Consider the following 21,635-nt stretch of genomic DNA (forward strand, 5'->3'; position numbering starts at 1 on the left):
GTCACGGGGTAGTACGGGCATCGTCGGTCACTCCCCCGCGGCGGGCTCGTCCGCGGTGCTGTCTTGAACGATCGCTAGGTCGACGGCCGGACCAGGCCTGGTCTGATTCTGATTGGGGTGGTCGAGGATGTGCCCGGCCACATCCGCGTTGCGCAGGTCGCCCCGCTTGACCCGCGACGCATAGACATCCACGTAGGTCTGCCCGGTCATCTGCTGGATCGCGCCCATCACCTCGTTGGTGACCCAACGCAGCACGTGGAGGTCGCCGATCCGGTCCGCGTACTCGTTGAACTCCATTGGATCTCCGATGACGATACGGGCGCCGCGCATGGTCGGGATACCCAGTTTGGATTTCACCATCTGCGTGTTGATCATCGCCACCGGGAGCACCGGTTTGCCGCTTGCCAGCGCGAGTCTGGCGACGCCGGTGTGGCCCTTGTACATCCGGCCGTCGGGGCTGCGGGTGCCCTCAGGGAAGATCGCCACGACACCGCCGGCATCAAGCTTGTCTTCGACCGAGCCGAGTCCGGCCACGCTGGCCCGTCCGCCCGAGCGGTCGATCGGGGCCTGTCCGACGACCGTGAGAAACCACGCCACTACTCGGCCTTTGACGCTCTTTCCCATGAACAGCTCTTTCTTGGCCGGAAAGGTGGTCGTCGGCTTGATGAGCGCGGGGAGGCTGAATGTGTCGCCGGCGTCCAGATGGTTGGCGGCCAGCACGCAGCCGCCTTCGGGGATCTTCTCGGTGCCCTCGATCGTCACGCGGAACCACCACTTGACCGCGGGACGAACAAGTGTCGTCTTGAAGAAGCTGTACCAGGCGGTCACCGGGTCCTCCTTAGGGCTTGAGCTACCCGCACCACTCTAGTCACGCGACCGCTGGTTCTGCCGCACCCGGCCAAGCCCAACAAATTGGGTCTCGAACCGCTTTCGCTATCGACGTAGCTCGTTGCCAGACCCGGCCTGGCTATCGGCAACAGCCGCGACTAGGGTGGACGATATCAACCAGTGCGGTAGTGACAACGAGGTTGCGAGCCCCAAGATGAACGACAGCTTTCAGTCAGACGACACCGATCAGCGATTTGCCGAGCTGATCAAGGCCGAATTCGGCGACTCGGATGGGCCGGAGCTTCCCGGCGCCCGGGTCATCGATCCGTCACCTCCCGTGAGACCCGCAACCGCCCGGCAGCCGGTGATAGATGACTTCTTCAGCCTGCAACGCGCACTCGACGAAGCCGAATTGACCGACGATGACGTCGAGCATTGGATACCTCCCGAACTGGCGGCTCCTGGTCGTCCGGGACCACGACGGCTGACCGGTGCCTTGCTGATCGTCATCGCCGTGATCGTCGGCGCTCTCGTGCTGGCCGGCTGGCGTCCTGCACTGTGGGTTTCGGTCGTCACACTGGTTTGCGTCGGCGGCGGGCTGATCGTGCTGGCCTCCACGCTGCCTCGGCATGGCGAGATCGATGGGGACGGCGCGCGGCTGTGATGCTGAGGTTGACCTCGTCCACTGGCGACCGGGTCTACGGGCAGCCGACCGGCGGCGACCCGAGCTCAAGATCGGCATCGGGGGTATCGGGGCTGCTCCACAGGGTGCCGATCACCGAGGCGGCAGCTGGGCGATCGATCAGCCGGCCCACCGCGGCCGCGCTCCACGCGTAGGCCAGATCGGCCTTCGCCGGGTCACTGAAGTCGGCGTCGGCCGGGGGCACCGGCGTCAACGGGCAGGCATCGGTCAAGGCCTGGTCACTGCGCTGCTGGGCCTCGGGCGACGCCTGCAGCATCATCCACTCGGCCAGCCCCTCGCTGAGCCACAGCCGCCCGGACGCCGGATGCCCCAACCAGCTGGTCGCTGCATGAGTCTGTTCGTGCACCAGCAGCAGGTAGCGCGAATCGGCGTTCGCCTGCTCGGTGACCACCGGGTTGACGACAATGCGGGCGGGCGCCGTCTCCCCCTGGGGAGCGGTCCCGCCACTGTCGGCTATCCAGGTGAGCGCGCCGGTGTCCGCGAAATCGAAGATCGACGCGCCCATCACCTGCTCGAAATCGCGACTGTCTGCGGGCACTTCGATCACCTGCGTATCGGCAGGACGAATCAGGCCGGCAACCTGTTGGTCACCGACGAATTCCGCTGCTCGTTCGGCCGGGTCCGCCCATTGCGTCAAGTCGCCGGCACCGACAAGTGTCACGCCGGCGGTCTGACGAACGCCGATGGCCTCGCCCAGCCAGATGGGCGCCGGAGAACCCGATCGCGGGCCGATGTCTTCGAGCAGGCAGCCCCCGGCGTCGCAAAGCCATCGGGGTTCGACCAGATGCGTCGCGATCCCCTGCTCCCCGGGTAGCTGCCAGGCGGTCTGCCAGGACCCGTCCGGCTGCGCGGTGATACTCAGCAGTCGAATCGCTATCAGGTTGGCCCACAGCCCCTGCACTCGCTCAGGGCTCGCGCTGCGGGCGAAGAGGTGGGTGAACGAGGTCTGATCATCGGTGTTCAGCGCGTCGATGATGCCGCTCGCGGTGGCATTCGTATCCGGGGTGGCAACCACCGGTGTGGACGAGCAACCGACCAGTATCGCGGCACCGACAAGTACGGTCGCCACCCATCTTGGGCGATCCGTCCGGTTCACCGGTTCGTGCCGCCGAGCGCGAGATGGCCTTCCATACGCAGCGTAGTCTACGGGCGCCGGATCAGAAGACCGACTGCGGATCGACGAGCTGCCCATTCACCCAGGTGCTGTAGTGCAGATGACAACCGGTCGAGTAGCCGGTGGTGCCGATCGCGCCGATGACCTGGCCTGCCGTCACGACCTGCCCGGCGCTGACCGACATGGACTGCAGGTGGGCGTAGGCAGTCTTATACGCGCCGCCGTCAACGATGATGCGATTGCCCCAGCCGCCCTCGACGCGGGCACTGAGGACCACACCCGTCCACGAAGCCACTACCGGAGTGCTGCAGGCTCCGCCGATGTCGACACCGTCGTGCAACTCGGTGTACCCACCAATGGGATTGGTACGGTAACCGAACGGCGAGGTGATCGGCCCGCTGGTCGGCCAGATGCCTTGGGACGAGCCGGTCGGCAGGTTGAGACTGTCCCGGCTGACATTCGTGTCATTGGCGGCGAACAGAGCCGCGTTCTGCGCCAGGATCGCATCGTTTTGCGCCTGGGCCAGCCGGTCCTTCTGCTGCTGATTCAGCCGATTGACGATTTCTGTGGCGTCGGCGACCTTCGTGTCGTACTCGGCAGACAGCTTCGTCTGCTCCGACACCTCGGCGTTGACCTTCTCCAACGCACTCGCTTGGCTGTCTTCCAACTCGGCAAGCCGGGCCCCCTCGGCAGCGAACCGGGTCAGCTGCTCATCGGTGATCGCGGTGACCGACTGCATCACCGTCAAATCGGCAAGAAAGGAGTCTTCGGAATCAGCGGTGAACAGCAGCTTGGCGGTACCCAGACCTGCTGCCTGCTGGCGCGCTGCGGTGGCCACCCGTCCGACCTGAACGCGCATGGACTCGACCAGCGCCTGCTGGTCGGCGAGATCCTGCGTTGTCAGGTCATACTGACGTTGAGCATTGGCCTGCTCCTGCTGTGAGGTCTCGAGGCCGCGTTGGACCTCGGCGGCCTCGATCTGCAGCTGCGTCAGATCCTTGCGCGCCCCATCGACCGCGTCTTCAGCGTGCGCGATGGGCGCCACACCCAGGGTCAGTGCGACAGCCGCACCCGATCCGACAACAGTCGTCAGCATTCGGCGTAGGAAGGACATCGAGCCACCTTTGCACTCACGGGAATCTGATGAGAGTTCATTAAGAGTTCCTAAGAGATTCTAAGGTACGGTCCCCCGATAGCCAAACCCCGGCCGCGAAAAATGTCAGCCCCGAGCGTTAACGTCAGCGCCATGACCTACGCATCGCAGATGGCCGCGCTGCAGCCCAGCCTGGACGACCTCGGGACACCACTGGACGAAGCCGTCTTCTGCGTGGTCGACCTGGAAACCACCGGCTCGGGTCCAGAAGCCTCCATCACCGAATTCGGCGCGGTCAAGGTTCGCGGCGGCGAAGTACTCGGCGAGTTCGGCACGCTGGTGAATCCCGGCACTCACATCCCGGGATTCATCGCCGTGCTCACCGGCATCACCAATCAGATGGTCGACGTTGCACCCAGGCTTGCCGAGGTGTTGCCCAGTTGGCTGGAGTTCTCCCGGGGCGCCGTGCTGGTGGCCCACAATGCGCGCTTCGACATCGGCTTCCTCAAGCGTGCCTGCGAGCAGTTGGGCTATCCGTGGCCCGGGCACACGATCGTCGACACGGTCGGGCTGGCCCGCCAAGCGCTGTTGCCCGGTGAAGTGCCGAACGTCAAGCTGCACACGCTGGCCGATCATTTCCACGCGGCCACCCAGCCCAATCACCGGGCGCTGTCGGATGCCCGCGCGACCGTCGATGTCTTGCATGGGCTACTGGAGCGGGTCGGCAATCTTGGAGTGCTGACCATTGAGGACCTCAAGGAGTTCGAGCATCGGGTGTCACCCCAGCGGCGCGCCAAGCGAACCTGGGCCGCCGAATTGCCGGAAGCCCCGGGCGTCTACACCTTCTATTCGCAACGCCCCGGGCAGGCGCGTCAGGTGCTCTACGTAGGTAAGGCCAGCAACATCCGTCGCCGGGTTCGCACGTACTTCACCTCGTCCGAAACCCGCCCGCGCATGGACGAGATGGTGCGGGTGGCCACCGGAGTGGACGCGGTGGTCTGTGCCACCGAGTTGGAGGCCGAGGTACGCGAGCTGCGCACGATTGCCGCTCATGGCCCGCGCTACAACCGCCGCTCCCGCCGCCAGGACAAGGTTGCCTGGATCAAGCTCACCTGCGAGCGGTTTCCACGACTGTCGGTCGTCAGTTCACCCGCCGACGATCAGGCGGACTACTGGGGTCCGTTCAGTTCGCGCTCCGCCGCTCAGGACGCCTGCCAGGTGATCTACGACGCCTATCCGCTGCGCCAGTGCACCATGCGGATAGGCGCTAAGACCGCCGGCGCAGGCTGCGTCCTCGGTGAGCTCGGCAAGTGCCTGGCTCCCTGCCGGGGCAACGATCCCGAGGGCTACGCCGCGGTCGCCGGGCGGGTGCGGCAGGCCTTCAGCAGCGATCTGCGTCCCACCGTGACGTTGATCGGGCAGCGCATCGCAGAATTGTCGGCGCAGCAACGCTATGAGCAGGCCGAGATACTCACCAGCAGGTTGCGCGGCTATATCGCCACCACCCAGCGGTTCCACCGGCTCATCGGTCTCTCGCGCTGCCGGCAGATCGTCGCCGCCCAGTGGGTCGGGGCCCCGGCGCCCAATTCTGGCTGGCAGATCCACGTCGTCCGCTTCGGCCGGCTCGCCGCCGCCGCTACCGCTCCCGCCGGTGTCAACCCGCTGACTACTGCTGATGAGGCGCTCCGGATGGCCGAAACGGTGCTGCCATCTCCTCACGGGATGCCATCGGCCTCTGTTGAGGAGGCCGAGCGCATCGCGGCCTGGCTGGAGCGTCCGGGAGTCAGGCTGATCGATATCGACGGCGACTGGTCGATGCCGCTGCACTGCGGGATCGACGGTGCCGATCTGCCCCGGCTCGCTCTCGGATCGTACGATTCGGCCGCAGAATTCGCATGAAACCCGTGTCACGCGGCTCGCGATGACCGGCACTAGACTCAAGCCATGATCACCGCAATCGTCTTCGTCCATGTCGACAATGACCGGATTCCGGAGGTGGCCGAGCAGATCGCCGCGATCGACGGTGTCAGTGAGGTCTATTCGGTCACCGGGCGAATCGATCTGATCGCCATCGTGCGGGTGCACAGCTTCGACGACGTGGCGCCGGTGGTCTCCGATGCGCTGGCAAAGGTGCCGGGCGTGCGGCAGACAGAGACACATCTCGCTTTCCGCGCCTACAGCCAGCACGATCTTGATGCCACCTTCGCGATCGGCGTCGGCGACTGAGCACAGGCCACCGGCTTGTTTCACCGGCAGCCTGTGCGAATGCCGAACCGGTCTCAGGCGAGTTCGACGGAGTCGATCACCACTTCTTCGAGCGGACGATCGGCCCGATTGGTCGCGGTCGACGCGATCGCGTCCACGACCTGGCGACTGGCCGGATCGGTAACCTCACCGAAGATCGAATGGCGACGGTTCAGATGTGGGGTTGGACCCACCGTGATGAAGAACTGACTACCGTTGGTTCCGGCGCCGGCATTGGCCATCGCGAGCAGATACGGGCGGTCAAAGACCAGGTCGGGGTAGAACTCATCGGCGAACGTGTAGCCGGGACCGCCGCGTCCGGTGCCCGTTGGGTCACCGCCCTGAATCATGAAGCCGTCGATGACGCGATGAAAAACCGTGCCGTCGTAGTAAGGGCCTTGCTTGGTCTGGCCGTCCACCGGGTCGCGGTACTCGCGTGTACCGCCCGCGAGACCGACGAAGTTGGCGACGGTCTTCGGAGCGTAATCGTCGAATAAGTCGATGACGATATCGCCCCTGTTGGTGTGCAGGGTGGCTTGGGTCATGCGTACCCACCTTTCGGGAATTGCGTGTTGACGCTTGCGTCACCCATCTTTGCAGAAGCCCTGAACACTCCCCCTGCTTTTGCCCGGTTCTGCGTCCAGCTCTGGGCTGAACACGTAGCGTTGACCGTAAGGACCCTCCGGCCGCGGGCACTGTCCGCAAGCCGGGTCCTCCCGCTCGATCACGAGCAGCTCGACTACGAGCCCAGCAATGAAACGGAGAGAACATGTCCTGCAAGTGCAAGAATGCCCGCGCGGCGGCCCGACGCGCCACCGAAGAGGCGCTTGAGCAAGGCAGCAACGCCTTCGACGAGGCCGTCAGCTATGTGACCCCGATCGCCAAGCAAGCAGGCCGCCAGGTCGCCGACCTGAGCCAACAGGCCGCAGATCTCGGCCGCCAAGCAGCCGAATATGTTGGCCCAGCCCTCGAGGATGCCCGCGAGCGCATCTCCCCCAAGGTCGAAGAGGTGGTCGAGCGAATTCAGCCGACCGTCGCCCAGGCCTACGAAACCGTCTCTGACAAGGTGCAGCACGACTGGTACCCGAAGCTGCAAGAGTTCTGGGAGCAAGCCAACGAGAATCCGTCGGTGGTCGAGGCCTCCAAGCGCGGGCGCTCAACCCTGGCCGCGTTGCGCGGCGATCTGCAACTGCCTGAGCCGGTCGTCGTTCACGAAGCAATCGAGCAGCCGCACAAGAGCCGCCTGATCTCTCGCTTGTTCACCATCATTGGTATCGCCGCTGTGGTGGGTGCCATCGTTGTCGCGGTGCGCCGTGTCTTGGGCAACAGCGACGACGGCTGGTCGCCGCAGCAGCCCACGAGCCCGGACTCCGACATTGAGGATTCGTGGGGCGAGAACCCGTTCGCATCCGAGCCCGATACCGAGCCCGAAGACGAGGACGAGTTCGCTGAAGAAGACATGATCGCTGAAGGCGGGCCGGCCGAGCCCGAGCCGGCTGAAGGCTTCGGCGAGGGTGCCTACGTTGGAACCGAGCCCCCGGAAGGCTACGTCATCAAGGGCAACGAGCGCTCGATGAAGTTCCACACGCCCCAGGCCGCGGGCTACGAGCGCACGAACGCAGATGTCTGGTTCAACAGCGAGGAGGCCGCCCTCGCCGCCGGGTTCACCAAGGCACTGCGCTGATCCGATGAGACTGAGTCGTTGGTGTTGACCCGATGAGAAACTGACCGATCGGTGGTCGAGGGCGGGGCCGGAGGGTGCGCGAGCATCGGTCCGGCCCCGCTTGGTTCTAGGCGGCGAATGATGGGCCGCCTGCAAGCGCGCGGGTACGAGCGAGTCCTCCGGCGAGTGTTGTCTGATGGCAGCCGGGTGTTGTCCGAGACCGAGAAGGTGTTGTCCGCTTCTGGGAATGTGTTGTCCGTTGATCCTCACCTGCTTGTCAGATGCTGAACCGTTCGGCTGTAGTTGGTCTCACAGCGATATTGAGCCGCGGCTCCCTCACCCTCAGGAGACACGATGTCAGTCTTAGCCCCACAGGCCCCATCAGCTACTCACCGGCGCCACCGCGTTCCTGCCATGATGCCCGCGCTCGATGCGCCGCACCGCGGCGTCAAGGCAGAACCCTTCCGCGCCTGGATCCGTCAATTGATGAGCGATACAGGCCTGCCGTGGCGAGTTCTCGCCCGCGCGGCCGGTGTGTCGTCCGCTATCGTTTTCGCGCTCTTGCGAGGACACGACGGTCACCCGGCCACGACACTGCCTGCGGCCGATGCCGAGCGGTTGTTTCGGCTCGATCATCGGCGGCTGGCGTACCTACGACAAGAACCGGCAAACCCGCAGCACGCGCGGATGCTGCTGTGGTCGCTGGCGATGGCCGGCTGCAGTAACCATCAACTCGCCGAATTCAGTGGCCTTGACTTGCTGGCCATCCGCACATTGATGGCCGGAGAAGCCGCCTGGTGTTCACGACTGCAGCTGCTGCGCACCGAGGCTGCCTGCGAGGTGTGGGGAATCGATCCACAAGTGGCTCTGCGCGACAAGGCCCCCGCATCACGGTTCGATCGATGAGCGCCGTGCCGAACTGGTTGTTGTTGGGCGGCGTGGCATTGGTGCTGGTGGCCGCTCAGCTGATCATCGTGGCCAAGCATCCGGAGCCCGGTGACGACGAACCAGATGTCGAGCACAAACCGCGGTACGCCGGGCTCATGCGTCCCGCTGTGATCGTCTTGCTCGGCCTGCTGGCTTTCGTCTTGTGTCTGCCTATCGCCGGATTGCCGGCGGCGCTGCGTCCGGCCTGGGTCGTGTGGGCCGCCGCAGGCCTCGTGCTGGCTTGGGTGGATGCCCGCACGACCTGGCTGCCTATCCGTGCTACGAGGTTCACCGCGATCTGCCTGGCTGCGGCCTTGGCGACCGGGGTGATCGTGGACCCGCGCTGGTGGCCCTCCGCCGTGCTCCGCACGATGATCGGCGCCGGCGTGGCCTGGGCGCTCTTCTGGGTGCTATGGCGGCTGAGCAACTCGCTCGGCTTCGGCGATGTACGGCTGGCCGGGCTGATGGGAGGATTGACCGCGATGGGCTCAGCGCAATGGTGGTTCCTGGGAGTCTTCGGCGGATCCCTCGCGGCGGCATGCTGGGGTCTGGGCACGGTGCTATGGCGCCGTCACCATCCATCGCCGCTCGGACGAGCCTTTCCCTATGGCCCAGGTCTATGGCTGGGCCCGTGGCTCGCGTGGGTGTGGCTGGCAGCTGGCGGCGTCGTCCCGATGACACCTGATTGACCGTCCTGCACTACGCGCGGCATCCAGGACCCAGAAGGCCACGCGCGCCAGGCTCAGTTGCCGGTCACTGCCCGCTGAGTAGCCTGAATCCAGCGATCGAGCAAAGCCATCGTCAGGCCCCGATCGATAGCCTGCGCGGCTCGGTCGACCTTTGCGCGCAGCTGATCGGCGACTGGCACTGTCAGGTCGGGGCCTTCGAAGGCCAACAGCGCCGCCGCAGAATTGACCAGGACGACGTCGCGGACCGGGCCGGTCGCACCGCCAAAGACATCCCTGGCGACCTGCGCATTGAACTCGGGCTTGCCGCCAACCAGATCAGCAGGCTGAGCAGGGGTGAGCCCCAAATCGGCAGGATCGAGCTCGGTCCGAGCAACCTGGCCGCCGCTGATCAGCCAGATGTCGGACGACGTGGTGGTGGTCAGCTCGTCTAGGCCGTCCTCGCCATGGAAGACCAGCCCACGGTTGCCGCGAGCCGCCAGCACACCGGCGACCAGGTCGGCCAACTGCAAGTTGGCTACGCCGATCGCCTGTGCCTGCGGACGAGCGGGATTGGCCAGCGGCCCGAGGAAGTTGAAGGTGGTCTGAATGCCCAGTTCCTTGCGAACCGGCGCGGTATGCCGCAACGAGGCGTGGTACTGCGGCGCGAACAAGAAGACCAGCCCGCATTCATCGAAGACCTCGCGCTGACGGGTGGGCGGCACGTTCAGTGCCACGCCAAGCGCTTCCAGGCAGTCGGCGGTGCCGCTCATCGAGCTGGCCGCGCGATTGCCATGCTTGATCACCTTGGCGCCCGCGGACGCGGCGACGATCGCCGCCATCGTGGAGATGTTGACCGTGTTGGCCCGATCGCCACCGGAACCGACCACGTCGACAGCATCGGTCGGAAGCTTGATGGGAGTCGCCTTGTCAAGCATCCCCGTGGCCAGCGCATTGATCTCCGCGACCGTCTCACCCTTGGCCCTCAGCGCGACCATGAACGCCGCCATCTGCGCCGACGTCGCGTTACCCGACAAGATCTCGTTGATCGCCCATCGGGTCGTCTCGGCAGCCATGTCCTCGCCACGGACGAGACTGGTCAAGACATCGGGCCACGTGAGATTCATGTTCGCAACATTATCCCCGTGTCCCGGCGACGCCGCAATGCGTCCGGATTGATGGGGACTGCTCTCGCTCTGGGAGGCGACTACTCCGCGATAGGGTGACGGCTGCCCACACCTGGCTCGACCAACGACGACGAGAGCGCATCGGTGCGACCGCTGCGAGCATTGCGCACCACCCGGGCCACATCGTCCGGCAACCGAATCGGATCAACGGGGTAAGGCGAAATGCCCTCTGCTCGTGACCAGGTGGCCATCCAGGCGTCCGCAGCTCGGGCGATCAGCAGGACCACGGGAGGGCACCCCGGAATCTCGTCACGCATCTGGTGCGAAACGCCCATTCCACCCGGACGGGCCTCCCCGTCGAAGACGGCCGCGTCGAACTTCTCCTTGTCGAGTGTCTTCAGCAGAGCATCCGCTGTAGCGAATTCGGTGATCTCTACCTCGGGCAGATCGGAAGCGATCTTGCGGCCGAGAGCAAGCTTGATCTGCTCGCGGACGAGCCGGTCGTCCGAGTAAATGACCACTTTCAGCACGTCATCGGACGTGGAAGGTGCCGAAGCGTTCGCACTCATGATTCTTCCTCACCTCGCCGGCCGCCGCCCATCGTTGGCTGCGTCATGTCTGGTGATAGGGATGTTATCGCGTCGGGCCGTCAAGGTCATACCTCGGCTCCACCTCTCGGCGCGTCACATCGAGATCTGCGGCGAATCCATGAACGCGGTGGCCGCCATTTGCGCAGCCTTGGACAATGGACACGTGCGCTTTCTCACCAATAGGCCTGCCTACGACCTCACCTACCATGACGTCTTCATGGCACCCAACCGCAGCACCGTAACCTCCCGATTGGATGTCGACCTGACCTCCACCGACGGCATCGACCTGCCGCTGCCGTTGGTGGTGGCGAATATGACAGCCATTTCGGGACGCCGAATGGCCGAGACGATCGCCCGCCGCGGCGGACTCGCGGTACTGCCGCAAGACATCCCCGTCGATGTGCTCGCCCAGGCGATCACCCGGGTCAAGGCAGCACCGACGCTCTTCGAGACCCCTGTCACTGTCACCGCGAGCACCACGGTCGGTGAGGCACTCAATCTAATGCCCAAACGCGCGCACGGCGCGGTCGTGGTGATCGACGAGAACCGTGTCCCGCTGGGCCTGGTGACCCAGTCCGACACCGCGGGCGTCGATCGCTACGCTCAGGTGCATGAGGTAATGACAAGCGGATTCGCCCTGGTCGGCCCCGATACCACCCCGAAGGAGGTCTTCGACACGCTGTCGGCGAACCGGCAGCGGTTGGCGGTCTCGGTGCATGCGGACGGCTCGCTGATTGGTGTCATGTCCGCCAAGGGCGCTTTGCGTTCGGCTATCTATCGTCCTGCCCTGGATGTCGCGGGCCGGCTGAAGGTCGCGGTGGCGATCGGCATCAGCGGCGATTCGGTCGGACGAGCGGGATCCCTGCTGAGGGCCGGTGCCGATGTGCTCGTACTGGACACCGCGCATGGCCACCAGCAACGCATGATCGACGCACTGACCGCAGTCCTCCCGGTGCGTGATCGGTTCGAGGCCGAGACAGGACGCCGGGCTCCCCTGGTCGCCGGCAACGTGGTAACTGCCGAGGGCACGTCGGACCTCATCGAGGCGGGTGCCGATGTCATCAAGGTCGGCGTCGGGCCGGGCGCCATGTGTACGACCCGGATGCAGACCGGTGTCGGACGCCCGCAGTTCAGCGCAGTGTTGGAATGCGCTCGGGCCGCCACTGCTCAAGGCCGGGCGATCTGGGCCGACGGCGGCGTCCGCTACCCGCGTGACGTGGCTCTCGCGCTGGCCGCCGGTGCCGGCAATGTGATGATCGGTAGCTGGTTCGCCGGCACCTACGAGTCGACCGGTGACATGTTCCACGATCCGGATGGCAGGGCGTACAAGGAGAGCTTCGGAATGGCAAGCGCCCGCGCGGTACGAAACCGTACCCGCGGCCAGTCGAGCTTCGACCGCGCCAAGGCCGGGCTGTTCGAGGAAGGCATCAGCAGCTCGAAGATGTATCTCGATCCGCAGCGTCCGGGCGTCGAGGACCTGGTCGACTGGATCACGTCCGGCGTGCGCTCCTCGTGCACCTACGCCGGGGCGCGCACGCTGGAGGAGTTCACCGAGCGCGCGGTGATCGGCGTTCAGTCATCGTCCGGCTACGACGAGGGCAGGCCGTTGTCGACCAGCTGGTCATGAGTGCCCGCGTCCACCAATAGCGGCTACCCATAGTCGCAACGGCCAGCGAAGATCCGGCGGCCGCTGCTGTTTTCGCCAGCCGCTGTGATCGGGCCCGGGCATTTCCGGCAGCCGCTAGGCGCCGACACAACCACCGAGCAACAGAGGAAGGCCCCCGGCGATCTGCCGGGGGCCTTCCTCTTACCGGTTTCTACGCGATAGTGCTCAGCAACGCGCGGGCGGCTGGCACCGCAACGATCCTCAGTGGAACGAATCACCGCATGCGCACGAACTGGTCGCATTCGGGTTGTCGATGGTGAAACCCTGTGCCTCGATGGTGTCGAGGAAGTCGATGGTGGCCCCGCCAAGGTAGGGGGCGCTCATCCGGTCGACCACCAGCTTCACGCCGTCATAGGGATCGACGAGGTCGCCTTCGAGCTGACGATCGTCGAACGACAACTCGTAGCGCAACCCCGAACAGCCACCCGGCTGAACTGCGATACGCAGCGCCAAGTCATCGCGTCCCTCTGAGGCGAGCAGGGACGAAGCCTTGGCCGCAGCCGCTTCGGTGAGAGTGACGCCGGTGGCGCCCACGGTGGTATTGGTCATCTCTCGGGCTCCTCAGTTAATCAGTCGTGCCCGTACTTACCCCGGGCGCTTCTCATTTTACGTTCAACCACAAGTTCTGGCCAGGCCGCCCATCTCGGTGCGCAGATCGGCCAGGAAGTCACTGGCGCGAGTACCGACCGCGCGCATCACCAGGTCATCCACGATGTTCAGCCGCCGTAGCCGCTCATCGGGCACCGCGCCGCTGACCGATACCCATGATTCTGGCGATCATCAGTGACCGCCTGTCACCCAGTTTCACCGGTCGAATCGGTCACACCAGCCGTGGGGTAGCCACCCGGCTGCACATAGCTGCCCTGGCCCGGAGCCGCCGGTGCCCGGCCCACGAGCTCGGCCCGGATGGCGGTGAGCTCATCGGCGGCCGCCGCGTTCAACTCGTCCGCGGCCGGTGACTCGGGCTCTACCGGCGCTTGCAGAAGCGCATCCGCACGCTGGACGACCGCGCCTGCCTGCCCCAGGTCGATGCCCCCCAGCGCAGCGGTGACCTTCGCCGACGCCTCGGCCGCCGAGTCCTGCGCCCAGACAGTGTGCTGCTTCGCCCGGATCGAATCGACCTTGGCCTGCAGCCGAGTGGCGGTGAGAATCAGATTCTCCTCCTCGCGCTGAAGCAGCCGATGCTGAGCCTCGGCACCCGCCAACTGCTGCAGCAACGTCTGTTTGCGGACGAGGGCCTCCTGCGCGAGGCGGTCTTGTCCTTGGTCGATGAGGCGATGAGCGGTACCGGTCAGCGAGTCGATCTCGGCGGCGAGGTCAACCAGCTGGGCAGCGAGCCTGCGCCTGCTGGACGCAACGCTGGAGGCGCCACGGCGCACCTGCTGCAACAACTCGATCTGTTGCGTATAGGCGTCTTCCAGCTCACCGCGAGTGTCGTTGGCCGGTTTCGGGTCGCCGTTCTGCGATCCGAATGCCCGCGCTATGCGGTCGATGATGCCTGCCATGAGCCTCGGAGTCCTTCCAATGTCTGATTCCTATAGCTTAGGGGTCCAATGCGCGACCGAGCCGTCGTCAGAGACGGCGTGGCGGAGGCAATTGACTGACCGCGAGGTGGCTTCGCGGGCCACTGCAACTAGTATGTGGGCCAGCAGCTACAACCAATAAGGACACCCGTGGGACTCTTCCGCCCGTACCAGCGCACTGACGCCGCCGAGACCTCCGAGGATCTCGCCACCTCGACCGATGCCACCGGCGGCGGCGCGGCCCGCAAGTCTGCGCCGACGCCGACCCGCAAGCAGGCCGAGCAAGCGCGGCGCGATCGGGTTCGTCCGACCTTGACGAAGAAAGAACGCAAGGCCCGCGAACGCCAGATCCGCCGGGATCGTGACGACCGTCAGTACCAGCAAACCGAGTTGGCTCCCGAACGCATCCTGGTGCGCAACTTCATCGACGCGCGCTGGACCTTCGGCGAGTTCGTCTGGCCGATTCTGCTACTCAGTTTCGCGGTCTTCATCGCCGGATCATTCATGCCGCAGCTGACCTACTGGGCCACCTACGCGATGTGGGCGATCATCGTGCTGATCGTGTGCGAGTCGGCCTATCTGTGGAGCAAGTTCCGCAGGCTGCTCGCCCAGCGCTTGCCCAATGCCCCGCGCAAGGGACTGTTGATGTACATGACCTCCCGCACGATCACCCCGCGACGCTTCCGCCGTCCTGCGACAGCCATCGACCGAGGAGCCGACTACTGATGAGTTTCTGGTGGGAACCCACCCTCGCCCCCGGTGCCGCCACGACCCCGGACGATCTGGCTGCCGCCGGCCTCACCACCCGCTTCGACGACCAGCTTGAGGCCGAGGAATGGCTGACCGAAGGATTTGCCGAACTGGCCGATCTAGGTGTGACCTCGGTCACGCTCATCGAGGACGGCACCACTGTCTACTCGATGGGTCTCGACACGGCCTGATCAGGCGATCCAGACTGTCGGGCCATCAGCGCAATCGCGGACTCACGAAGGGCGGCTTGATCAACTCGAACTCTTCGACACGCCGGCGCACCTTCACGCCTACCCGTTGACCCGCGCCGAGCTCGGCGTCCACCAGTGCCAACCCGACTCCGGCATGCAAGGTTGGCGAGAAGGTCCCGGAGGTCACAGTTCCGATCGAATGCCCATCCGTCGCGTCGACGACCTCCATTCCGGGACGCGGAATCCCTCGTCCGCAAGCCTTGATGCCCCATGAGTGGCGAACCGGACCGGTGCGACGAATCTCCAACAGTGCCTCGCGTCCATCGAACGAATCTTTCTTCCAGCCGACTGCCCAGCTCAAGCCGGCGCTCACCGGGTCGATCTCGGCGGACAGCTCGTGACCGTGCAGGGCATATCCCATCTCGGTGCGCAGCGTGTCGCGCGCACCAAGCCCACACGGTTGCACTCCGAACTCGGCACCGGCAGCGACCAGCTGCTCCCACCATTGCAGGGCAGACGGGTTTGCCACGACGAGTTCGCAGCCTCGTTCGCCGGTGTACCCGGTGCGGCAGATGGTGGCCTGCTCCTGGACCGTCCGGAAGGCCATGTAGTCAAGATCGGTCGGCACGCCGACCGCAGTGAGTAGTTCGTCCGAGCGCGGACCTGCGACGGCGATCACGGCGCGTTCGCGATGAAGATCGGCGATCTCGATCTGGGGCGGCGCACCGGCACCCAACGCGTCGGCGACTGCGGCAGCGTTGGCGGCGTTGGGGATCAGCAGCACCTGGTCAGGAGCGATCAGATAGGCGATCAGATCATCGATGACACCACCGGTCTGATTGCACAGGAGGGTGTATTGGGCCTGACCTGGAGCGATTCTGCGAAGATCGTTGGCAAGCCTGGAGTTGAGATAGTCGGCGGCCCCCGGGCCCGAGACCTTGAGCTTGCCGAGATGGGAGACATCGAACAGGCCGACCCGTTCACGCACCGCCGCATGCTCGGCCAAGATCCCGGCCCCGGTATACTCCAGCGGCATCTCCCAGCCACCGAAGGGCGCCATCTTCGCGCCGGCGGCCCGATGCCAGTCGTACAGTGCAGAATGATGCAAGGGTTCGGCGGACATGGCCCTTCCTTTCTCCCGATGAGCGTCACGCTACTGCACAGCTCACCGGGCTAGCCTGACAGGGCAGAGTTTCATCGCAGACGGAGGTTCTCATCAATGGCGATCCAGCCTTTGTTCGATTCGTCCCACTTCGATCCGGGACGCGTGGTGCTACCTGATATCGAATTGGTGCGCGGCCTGGGCAAGGCCACCGATGTGGTGATCGGGATTGCCGGATCCAATGGCCGGTCGACCCTGGTGGGCGCCACCTCCGAATTGGAGAGCAAGGTAGGCAAGGCCGGCACCCTGTTGGGGTTGCTGCTCGATCAGGGTGCAAGTCATGCCGCCGACGAAGTGACGGAACTGAACTTGCCTGGGCTGCGGGTGCTGGCCGTGGGCATGGGGGGCGATCTCGATCTGCATCCAGAGGACCTGCGCCGGGCGGCCGGGGTCGGGGTTCGTCGCGTGCTGAGCATCGTGAACGGCTCCGGGCGCCGGATCGTCGTGAGCTTGGACGCCGACGCCGAGACCCAGGTACAGGCGGTGAGCGAAGGCGCCCTGCTCGGGAGCACCGGCTTCCGCAAGCTGACTGGCGAGCCCGCCGAATCGCCGGTCGCCTCGATCGGGATCATCGGCTCGTCGCGGACGGCCCAGCGTGGATTGGCGGCCGGGCGCATCACAGCGCACGCGGTCTGCGTCGCGCGCGATTGGACGAATCTGCCGGCCAACCTGCTGGGACCCAATGACCTGGTCGAGCAGACCCGCGGCTATCTGAAAGACGCCAAGATCGATATTGAGGCGCTCGATGAGCGAGCCCTCGAGAAGGCGGGCTACGGCGGAATCCTCGCTGTCGGGGGCGGCTCGGCTCGTCCGCCGCGGCTACTGCGCCTCGACTACCGCCCGCGGGCGGCCAAGAGACATCTGGTTCTGGTGGGCAAGGGCATCACCTATGATTCGGGCGGCTACAACCTGAAGACCGCCGAGAGCCTCACAACCATGAAGTACGACATGGCCGGGGCCGCCGACGTGATCACCGCTACCAAGGCGATCGCCGATCTCGGGTTGTCGGTGCATGTGACGGCCTATGCGCCGCTCGCCGAATCGATGATCTCCGGCAGCGCCTATCGTCCCGGCGATGTGCTGGCGATCTTCGACGGCAGCACGGTCGAGAACATCGACTCCGACTGCGAGGGACGCATCGTGCTGGCCGATGCGCTGGCGCGGGCGAATGCCGACCAGCCGGACATGCTCGTCGACATCGCGACGCTGACCGGTGCCTGCATGGTGGCGCTGGGCACTCAGGTCGCCGGTCTGATGGCCAGCGACGACGCGACCGCCGACCGACTGCTGGACGCCGCCGAAGCGGCCGGCGAGGAATTCTGGCAGTTGCCCATCACCGAGCATGCTCGCAAGCAGCTGCCATCCGAGGTGGCCGATCTGCGTTCGAAGGCCAACCGCTACGGCGGCGCGCTTTTCGCGGGCGCGTTCCTGCAGCATTTCGTGAACGATCAGACCAGCTGGGCGCATCTTGATATTGCCGGGCCTGCCTGGAACCGCGACGCGGCGCACGACTATGTGCCGGCGCAGGCGACCGGAACGGGGATTCGCACGCTGGTAGCGCTGGCCGCGTCGATGACCGACTAGACCCGGAAGGCTCCGTGGATCGGCTGCTCGTCCGAACCCTCAACGATGGCGGGCATCCCAGTCGCGTTTGCGCTGCGGATAGGGAACGACCCCGGCCTGGTAACCGGGTATCTTGTGCTTCGCGCAAAAATCGAAGGCCCAGGCCCCGGACGGGACGCTACGCCGGAGCCACTCACCGTCATGGGCGACCAGTAGCAGGGACGGCTTGTTGAACCTGGTGGCGGATTCGACCCAGCCTTCGACTCCGCGGCGCTGCTGGATGAATTCGCCCAATACCGAGCGGGTGGCATCGTCCAGGCCACGGTCCTGCTTGGCAGTGGATGCTCGGCGTCGCGTCCGCGAGAAGAATCGTCCAATCGGGTTCACCTGTCCATTATCGCCTGACAACCTCAACAGCCAGCGCCCCGCAGCCAGGCCGGGTGACAGCGATTAACTTCAGCCCCAGTTCTTCGCGTCGGAAAGACAGAACGGGTGACCCGCAGGGTCGATGAGCACCCGCCAGGTCTCCCCCGGCTGCGGCTCGGCGAGACTGGCGCCCAACCCCAACGCCTGCTGCTCGGTGGCGGCGATATCGGTGACCGCGAGATCGAGATGAAACTGCTTGGAGCCATGAGGATTCGGCCAAGCCGGCGGTTCGAAGTCGTCGACGCAACCGAAGCCCAAAGCGGGCCCCGCGGGGAAGACGACCATGGCATACTCCTGGGTGGCCGCGGCGATCTCGCCACCCAGCAGCGCGGCCCAGAACTCGGCCTCGGCGACAGGATCCGCGCAGTCCACGGTCACCATGCCGATACGAGTGGCAATTACGGTGGCTTCAGATGTCTGAGTCTGGTTCATGACCATCAGCCTTCTACGATGCCGCTATGGGGTCTTGGACGAACGCGACACCCGAACGCACGCCCGCCGGCGTGATCTTGAATCCGGGGGCTCTCGAGCAGGTGGTACACCGTCGGCTCGCCGCGCCCGGGCCGGCGCTCGCCCGAATCGTAGAGGCCTATTGGTCGGTGCGTTTGAATCGCGAATTGTCCATGCCCGAAGCGGGCAGCTCTTTGATCCCGCCGTTTTCGGTCAATCTCACCCACGAGGTGAACACCGGCCGCGACCACGGCGCAACGCCCGTGGTACTGACCGGTGTGCCCACCAAGCGCTTCGATGTGCGCTTACGCGGCGCCGGATCGGTGACCGGGGTCAAGCTGCTGCCCGGGGCCTTCACCCTGGTCACCGGCGCCCACGCTTGTCTCCTCACCGATCGAACGATCGATGCACGAGAGTTCATCGCCGATGAGGTGGTCGATGCCTTTGCGCGGGCCGTCACAGCACCATTGGACGAGCAACCCGACCGGATCGACAAGGCACTGCTCCCGCTACTCCCGGATGCCTGGCCACCGGAATACCTCAGGGCCCGCGAGCTGCTCGCGATGGCCCACGATGCGCAGGTGACAAGCGTCGACATGCTCGCCCGGCGCGCTGATCTTGGGGTGCGGACGGTACAGCGGGAGTTTCTACGCTGGATCGGCCTGGGTCCCAAGCAGGTGATCATGCGCATGCGCCTGCACGATGCGGCTGCGGCACTCGAGGTCGCGGGTACGACGGGGAACCTCGACCTCGCGACGCTCGCCGTCCGGCTCGGTTTCTACGACCAGGCTCACTTCACTCGCGAGTTCACCCGTTTCGTCGGTGTGCCCCCCGCACGGTACGCCGCCGGGCAGGCGCAGCGGCCGAAGCAATGAGCGGCGCTTCGGCTGCTCAGCTTGTGGCGAACAAATCCGGCAACCAGCGGTTCACGGCAACCGCATGGGAGAGGCAATCGGGCTAGGCTACTAAGGGCTTGACGAAGAATTAGCGCGTCGAGTGGCGGTTTCTGGGCGGGATGCATGATAAGGCGAACACAACGCGATCGGGCGCCCGATCTGGGAAGCGACACGCAGCGATAGCTCTTCGGAGGGACCTAAGCGGTATCAACGGCATTTCGAAGGAGAGCCTTACCCATGTCGACTGAAGTCACCCTGCCCGCCCTGGGAGAGAGCGTCACAGAAGGAACCATCTCACGTTGGCTGAAGGAAGTCGGCGAGCACGTCGATGCTGACGAGCCCCTGCTGGAGGTCAGCACCGACAAGGTCGACACCGAAATCCCGTCTCCCGCGGCCGGCGTGCTACTGGAAATCAAGTTCAACGAGGACGATGTCGCCCCCGTCGGCGCTGTGCTGGCTATCGTCGGCGAGCCCTCTGAGCAGTCCGCTGCTCCGGCTGCCGCGAGCGTCGAGCAGACGGCAGCTGTCGGCGCCGTGGAGCAGGCCGAGGAGGCTCCGACTCCGAGTGAGCCGGCACCGACTGCTCCCGCAGCATCGTCGGGTTCTCCGGATGCTACCGAGGTCATTCTCCCGGCGCTGGGCGAATCGGTCACCGAAGGCACGGTTTCGCGTTGGTTGAAGGAGGTCGGCGAGCAGGTCGAGGCCGACGAACCCCTGCTGGAGGTCAGCACCGACAAGGTCGACACCGAGATTCCCTCCCCCGCGGCCGGCGTGCTGCTGGAGATCCGTGTCCGTGAGGACGATGTCGCTGCCGTCGGTTCCGTGCTCGGCCTGGTAGGTTCGCCTGCTGCGACCCCGGCTCCCGCGCCGGCAGCACCGACCCCCGCGCCCGCTGCACCCGTTGCAGCCGCGCCCGCAGCGCCAGCAGCACCGAAACCCGCCGAACCCGCCGCTGTTGCCCCGCGCGCCACCGGTGAGGATGGCCCGTACGTCACTCCGCTGGTCCGCAAGATGGCCGCAGACAATGGCGTCGACCTGGATTCGGTCACCGGAACCGGGGTCGGCGGACGAATCCGCAAGCAGGATGTCCTGGCCGCCGCCGAGGCAGCCAAGGAGGCAGCCCGAAAGGCCGCCGAGGCAGCCGCAGCTCCGGCCCCTGCAGCCGCTGCTCCGACTGCCGCCGCGAAGGCGGCCCCGGCACCGGACGAATCCGGCAAGCGCGGAACCACCGAGAAGATGAGCCGGATGCGTACTGTCATCGCGTCCCGGATGGTCGAATCGTTGCAGACCGCCGCTCAGCTCACGGCCACCGTCGAGGTCGATCTGACCGCGATCAGCAAGCTGCGCAGCAAGGTCAAGGACGAGTTCCGTCGCCGCGAAGGCACCGGGCTGACCTATCTGGCATTCATCGCGAAGGCGACAACCGAGGCACTGAAGGCGTTCCCCAATATCAATGCGTCGATTGATGGCAAGGACGTCATTTACCACGGCGCCGAGCATCTGGGCATCGCGGTCGATACGCCGCGCGGCTTGATCGTCCCGGTGATCAGGGATGCCGGCGATCTCAATGTGGGCGGCATCGCCAAGCAGATCTCCGATCTGGCATCGCGCGGACGCGACAACAAGCTCGGCCCAGATGAACTGTCGGGCGGCACGTTCACGATCACCAACTATGGTTCGGCGGGCACTCTGTTCGACACCCCGGTAATCAACCAGCCGAACTCGGGCATCCTGGGTACCGGCGCGTTGGTGAAGCGCCCGGTTGTCGTGAGTGATCAGTTCGGCAACGACACCATCGCGATTCGCGACATGATGTTCATCTCGCTGACTTACGACCACCGGCTCGTCGACGGCGCCGTAGCAGCCCGCTTCCTGTCGGCGATTAAGGCCCGCCTCGAAGAAGGCGCCTTCGGCGGCGAATTCGGTCTGTGATCTGAACGTCTGAAAAACCCAGACGGACGCCTTGGGCTTCGGCCCATGGCGTCCGTTTATTTTCCGCCTCGCACAGCCGGTAATATGGATCTCCGGACGCCCACGAGACGGTGCGTCCGATG

Annotated in this window: 24 protein-coding genes; 12 read left to right on the forward strand and 12 right to left on the reverse strand. The window is 65.4% G+C overall.

All coding sequences use genetic code 11. The annotated features are described in order from the left end of the window. Positions 1 to 27: 27 nt before the first annotated feature. Complete coding sequence (locus AAFP05_RS06270) at positions 28 to 828, reverse strand: lysophospholipid acyltransferase family protein (protein WP_341728997.1); 801 nt, start codon at positions 826 to 828, stop codon at positions 28 to 30. A gap of 214 nt (positions 829 to 1,042) precedes the next feature. Here AAFP05_RS06270 and AAFP05_RS06275 point away from each other — a divergent pair, with 214 nt between their 5' ends. Further along, positions 1,043 to 1,492: a hypothetical protein gene (locus tag AAFP05_RS06275; RefSeq protein WP_341728998.1), complete on the forward strand. Its 450-nt coding sequence runs from the start codon at positions 1,043 to 1,045 to the stop codon at positions 1,490 to 1,492. Positions 1,493 to 1,526: 34 nt separating this feature from the next. Here AAFP05_RS06275 and AAFP05_RS06280 read toward each other — a convergent pair whose 3' ends face one another. After that, positions 1,527 to 2,600 carry a hypothetical protein gene (locus AAFP05_RS06280; RefSeq protein ID WP_341728999.1) on the reverse strand — a complete coding sequence of 358 codons (1,074 nt, stop codon included), beginning with the start codon at positions 2,598 to 2,600 and terminating at the stop codon, positions 1,527 to 1,529. Positions 2,601 to 2,688: 88 nt separating this feature from the next. Beyond that, positions 2,689 to 3,759, reverse strand: a complete 1,071-nt coding sequence (locus tag AAFP05_RS06285) for a peptidoglycan DD-metalloendopeptidase family protein (RefSeq protein WP_341729000.1) — start codon at positions 3,757 to 3,759, stop codon at positions 2,689 to 2,691. Positions 3,760 to 3,891: 132 nt separating this feature from the next. Between AAFP05_RS06285 and AAFP05_RS06290 the strand changes: the two genes are divergently transcribed. Together AAFP05_RS06290 and AAFP05_RS06295 are read left to right on the forward strand one after the other, a co-directional pair. Continuing rightward, entirely contained in the window at positions 3,892 to 5,637 is a 1,746-nt protein-coding gene (locus AAFP05_RS06290; RefSeq protein WP_341729001.1) for a DEDD exonuclease domain-containing protein, read from the forward strand. A gap of 45 nt (positions 5,638 to 5,682) precedes the next feature. Further along, complete coding sequence (locus AAFP05_RS06295) at positions 5,683 to 5,964, forward strand: Lrp/AsnC ligand binding domain-containing protein (RefSeq protein ID WP_341729002.1); 282 nt, start codon at positions 5,683 to 5,685, stop codon at positions 5,962 to 5,964. A gap of 53 nt (positions 5,965 to 6,017) precedes the next feature. Here the strand turns inward: AAFP05_RS06295 and AAFP05_RS06300 are convergent, their stop codons facing one another. Next, positions 6,018 to 6,527 carry a peptidylprolyl isomerase gene (locus AAFP05_RS06300; RefSeq protein WP_341729003.1) on the reverse strand — a complete coding sequence of 170 codons (510 nt, stop codon included), beginning with the start codon at positions 6,525 to 6,527 and terminating at the stop codon, positions 6,018 to 6,020. Between the two features lie 224 nt (positions 6,528 to 6,751). Between AAFP05_RS06300 and AAFP05_RS06305 the strand changes: the two genes are divergently transcribed. The 3 genes from AAFP05_RS06305 (at position 6,752) to AAFP05_RS06315 (ending at position 9,261) form a co-directional block, all read left to right on the forward strand. Next, positions 6,752 to 7,666, forward strand: a complete 915-nt coding sequence (locus AAFP05_RS06305; RefSeq protein WP_341729004.1) for a hypothetical protein — start codon at positions 6,752 to 6,754, stop codon at positions 7,664 to 7,666. A gap of 333 nt (positions 7,667 to 7,999) precedes the next feature. Beyond that, positions 8,000 to 8,551: a hypothetical protein gene (locus AAFP05_RS06310; protein WP_341729005.1), complete on the forward strand. Its 552-nt coding sequence runs from the start codon at positions 8,000 to 8,002 to the stop codon at positions 8,549 to 8,551. After that, positions 8,548 to 9,261 (forward strand): A24 family peptidase, encoded by a 714-nt coding sequence (locus AAFP05_RS06315; RefSeq protein ID WP_341729006.1) that lies wholly within the window; start codon positions 8,548 to 8,550, stop codon positions 9,259 to 9,261. Before AAFP05_RS06310 ends, AAFP05_RS06315 begins: the two co-directional genes overlap by 4 nt. A gap of 53 nt (positions 9,262 to 9,314) precedes the next feature. Here AAFP05_RS06315 and trpD read toward each other — a convergent pair whose 3' ends face one another. Together trpD and AAFP05_RS06325 are read right to left on the reverse strand one after the other, a co-directional pair. After that, complete coding sequence (gene trpD, locus AAFP05_RS06320) at positions 9,315 to 10,364, reverse strand: anthranilate phosphoribosyltransferase (RefSeq protein ID WP_341729007.1); 1,050 nt, start codon at positions 10,362 to 10,364, stop codon at positions 9,315 to 9,317. Positions 10,365 to 10,444: 80 nt separating this feature from the next. After that, the gene (locus AAFP05_RS06325; RefSeq protein WP_341729008.1) at positions 10,445 to 10,933 is read right to left on the reverse strand and encodes a response regulator; all 489 of its coding nucleotides are present in this window, start codon (positions 10,931 to 10,933) and stop codon (positions 10,445 to 10,447) included. A gap of 139 nt (positions 10,934 to 11,072) precedes the next feature. Here AAFP05_RS06325 and AAFP05_RS06330 point away from each other — a divergent pair, with 139 nt between their 5' ends. Continuing rightward, entirely contained in the window at positions 11,073 to 12,581 is a 1,509-nt protein-coding gene (locus tag AAFP05_RS06330) for a GuaB1 family IMP dehydrogenase-related protein (RefSeq protein ID WP_341729009.1), read from the forward strand. A gap of 240 nt (positions 12,582 to 12,821) precedes the next feature. Here AAFP05_RS06330 and AAFP05_RS06335 read toward each other — a convergent pair whose 3' ends face one another. The 3 genes from AAFP05_RS06335 to AAFP05_RS06345 form a co-directional block, all read right to left on the reverse strand. After that, positions 12,822 to 13,169, reverse strand: coding sequence for an iron-sulfur cluster assembly accessory protein (locus AAFP05_RS06335; RefSeq protein ID WP_341729010.1), 348 nt, complete (start codon positions 13,167 to 13,169; stop codon positions 12,822 to 12,824). Between the two features lie 63 nt (positions 13,170 to 13,232). Beyond that, the gene (locus AAFP05_RS06340; protein ID WP_341729011.1) at positions 13,233 to 13,364 is read right to left on the reverse strand and encodes a hypothetical protein; all 132 of its coding nucleotides are present in this window, start codon (positions 13,362 to 13,364) and stop codon (positions 13,233 to 13,235) included. A gap of 50 nt (positions 13,365 to 13,414) precedes the next feature. Next, complete coding sequence (locus tag AAFP05_RS06345; protein ID WP_341729012.1) at positions 13,415 to 14,125, reverse strand: PspA/IM30 family protein; 711 nt, start codon at positions 14,123 to 14,125, stop codon at positions 13,415 to 13,417. Positions 14,126 to 14,293: 168 nt separating this feature from the next. Between AAFP05_RS06345 and AAFP05_RS06350 the strand changes: the two genes are divergently transcribed. Then, positions 14,294 to 14,869 (forward strand): DUF3043 domain-containing protein, encoded by a 576-nt coding sequence (locus AAFP05_RS06350; protein ID WP_341729013.1) that lies wholly within the window; start codon positions 14,294 to 14,296, stop codon positions 14,867 to 14,869. After that, the gene (locus AAFP05_RS06355) at positions 14,869 to 15,084 is read left to right on the forward strand and encodes a hypothetical protein (protein WP_341729014.1); all 216 of its coding nucleotides are present in this window, start codon (positions 14,869 to 14,871) and stop codon (positions 15,082 to 15,084) included. The genes AAFP05_RS06350 and AAFP05_RS06355 overlap by 1 nt, the downstream gene beginning before the upstream one ends. Positions 15,085 to 15,109: 25 nt before the next feature. On the opposite strand, the gene gcvT is transcribed toward AAFP05_RS06355, so the two are convergent. Further along, positions 15,110 to 16,207: a glycine cleavage system aminomethyltransferase GcvT gene (gcvT, locus tag AAFP05_RS06360; RefSeq protein ID WP_341729015.1), complete on the reverse strand. Its 1,098-nt coding sequence runs from the start codon at positions 16,205 to 16,207 to the stop codon at positions 15,110 to 15,112. A gap of 96 nt (positions 16,208 to 16,303) precedes the next feature. On the opposite strand from gcvT, the gene AAFP05_RS06365 reads away from it, so the two are divergent. Further along, entirely contained in the window at positions 16,304 to 17,830 is a 1,527-nt protein-coding gene (locus AAFP05_RS06365; protein WP_341729016.1) for a leucyl aminopeptidase, read from the forward strand. Positions 17,831 to 17,869: 39 nt separating this feature from the next. Here the strand turns inward: AAFP05_RS06365 and AAFP05_RS06370 are convergent, their stop codons facing one another. Continuing rightward, positions 17,870 to 18,196 carry a hypothetical protein gene (locus AAFP05_RS06370; RefSeq protein WP_341729017.1) on the reverse strand — a complete coding sequence of 109 codons (327 nt, stop codon included), beginning with the start codon at positions 18,194 to 18,196 and terminating at the stop codon, positions 17,870 to 17,872. A gap of 69 nt (positions 18,197 to 18,265) precedes the next feature. Continuing rightward, positions 18,266 to 18,667 (reverse strand): VOC family protein, encoded by a 402-nt coding sequence (locus tag AAFP05_RS06375; protein WP_341729018.1) that lies wholly within the window; start codon positions 18,665 to 18,667, stop codon positions 18,266 to 18,268. Positions 18,668 to 18,693: 26 nt separating this feature from the next. Between AAFP05_RS06375 and AAFP05_RS06380 the strand changes: the two genes are divergently transcribed. Continuing rightward, positions 18,694 to 19,560, forward strand: coding sequence for an AraC family transcriptional regulator (locus AAFP05_RS06380; RefSeq protein ID WP_341729019.1), 867 nt, complete (start codon positions 18,694 to 18,696; stop codon positions 19,558 to 19,560). 258 nt (positions 19,561 to 19,818) lie between these two features. Next, a complete protein-coding gene (gene sucB / locus AAFP05_RS06385) occupies positions 19,819 to 21,513 on the forward strand; it encodes a 2-oxoglutarate dehydrogenase, E2 component, dihydrolipoamide succinyltransferase (RefSeq protein WP_341729020.1) in 1,695 nt (564 codons plus the stop codon). Positions 21,514 to 21,635 lie beyond the last annotated feature (122 nt).

The organism is Brooklawnia sp. (genome assembly GCF_032229645.1).
GTDB lineage: Bacteria > Actinomycetota > Actinomycetes > Propionibacteriales > Propionibacteriaceae > Brooklawnia.

Excerpts from the sequence above, each read along its gene's own strand:
- AAFP05_RS06375 (WP_341729018.1), bottom strand. The coding sequence starts at position 18,667 with ATGAACCAGACTCAGACATCTGAAGCCACCGTAATTGCCACTCGTATC.
- AAFP05_RS06345 (WP_341729012.1), bottom strand. The coding sequence starts at position 14,125 with ATGGCAGGCATCATCGACCGCATAGCGCGGGCATTCGGATCGCAGAAC.
- AAFP05_RS06330 (WP_341729009.1), top strand. The coding sequence starts at position 11,073 with ATGAACGCGGTGGCCGCCATTTGCGCAGCCTTGGACAATGGACACGTG.
- AAFP05_RS06275 (WP_341728998.1), top strand. The coding sequence starts at position 1,043 with ATGAACGACAGCTTTCAGTCAGACGACACCGATCAGCGATTTGCCGAG.
- trpD (WP_341729007.1), bottom strand. The coding sequence starts at position 10,364 with ATGAATCTCACGTGGCCCGATGTCTTGACCAGTCTCGTCCGTGGCGAG.
- AAFP05_RS06310 (WP_341729005.1), top strand. The coding sequence starts at position 8,000 with ATGTCAGTCTTAGCCCCACAGGCCCCATCAGCTACTCACCGGCGCCAC.
- AAFP05_RS06290 (WP_341729001.1), top strand. The coding sequence starts at position 3,892 with ATGACCTACGCATCGCAGATGGCCGCGCTGCAGCCCAGCCTGGACGAC.
- AAFP05_RS06300 (WP_341729003.1), bottom strand. The coding sequence starts at position 6,527 with ATGACCCAAGCCACCCTGCACACCAACAGGGGCGATATCGTCATCGAC.
- AAFP05_RS06305 (WP_341729004.1), top strand. The coding sequence starts at position 6,752 with ATGTCCTGCAAGTGCAAGAATGCCCGCGCGGCGGCCCGACGCGCCACC.
- AAFP05_RS06355 (WP_341729014.1), top strand. The coding sequence starts at position 14,869 with ATGAGTTTCTGGTGGGAACCCACCCTCGCCCCCGGTGCCGCCACGACC.
- AAFP05_RS06380 (WP_341729019.1), top strand. The coding sequence starts at position 18,694 with ATGGGGTCTTGGACGAACGCGACACCCGAACGCACGCCCGCCGGCGTG.
- sucB (WP_341729020.1), top strand. The coding sequence starts at position 19,819 with ATGTCGACTGAAGTCACCCTGCCCGCCCTGGGAGAGAGCGTCACAGAA.
- AAFP05_RS06285 (WP_341729000.1), bottom strand. The coding sequence starts at position 3,759 with ATGTCCTTCCTACGCCGAATGCTGACGACTGTTGTCGGATCGGGTGCG.
- AAFP05_RS06295 (WP_341729002.1), top strand. The coding sequence starts at position 5,683 with ATGATCACCGCAATCGTCTTCGTCCATGTCGACAATGACCGGATTCCG.
- AAFP05_RS06315 (WP_341729006.1), top strand. The coding sequence starts at position 8,548 with ATGAGCGCCGTGCCGAACTGGTTGTTGTTGGGCGGCGTGGCATTGGTG.
- gcvT (WP_341729015.1), bottom strand. The coding sequence starts at position 16,207 with ATGTCCGCCGAACCCTTGCATCATTCTGCACTGTACGACTGGCATCGG.
- AAFP05_RS06365 (WP_341729016.1), top strand. The coding sequence starts at position 16,304 with ATGGCGATCCAGCCTTTGTTCGATTCGTCCCACTTCGATCCGGGACGC.
- AAFP05_RS06325 (WP_341729008.1), bottom strand. The coding sequence starts at position 10,933 with ATGAGTGCGAACGCTTCGGCACCTTCCACGTCCGATGACGTGCTGAAA.
- AAFP05_RS06335 (WP_341729010.1), bottom strand. The coding sequence starts at position 13,169 with ATGACCAATACCACCGTGGGCGCCACCGGCGTCACTCTCACCGAAGCG.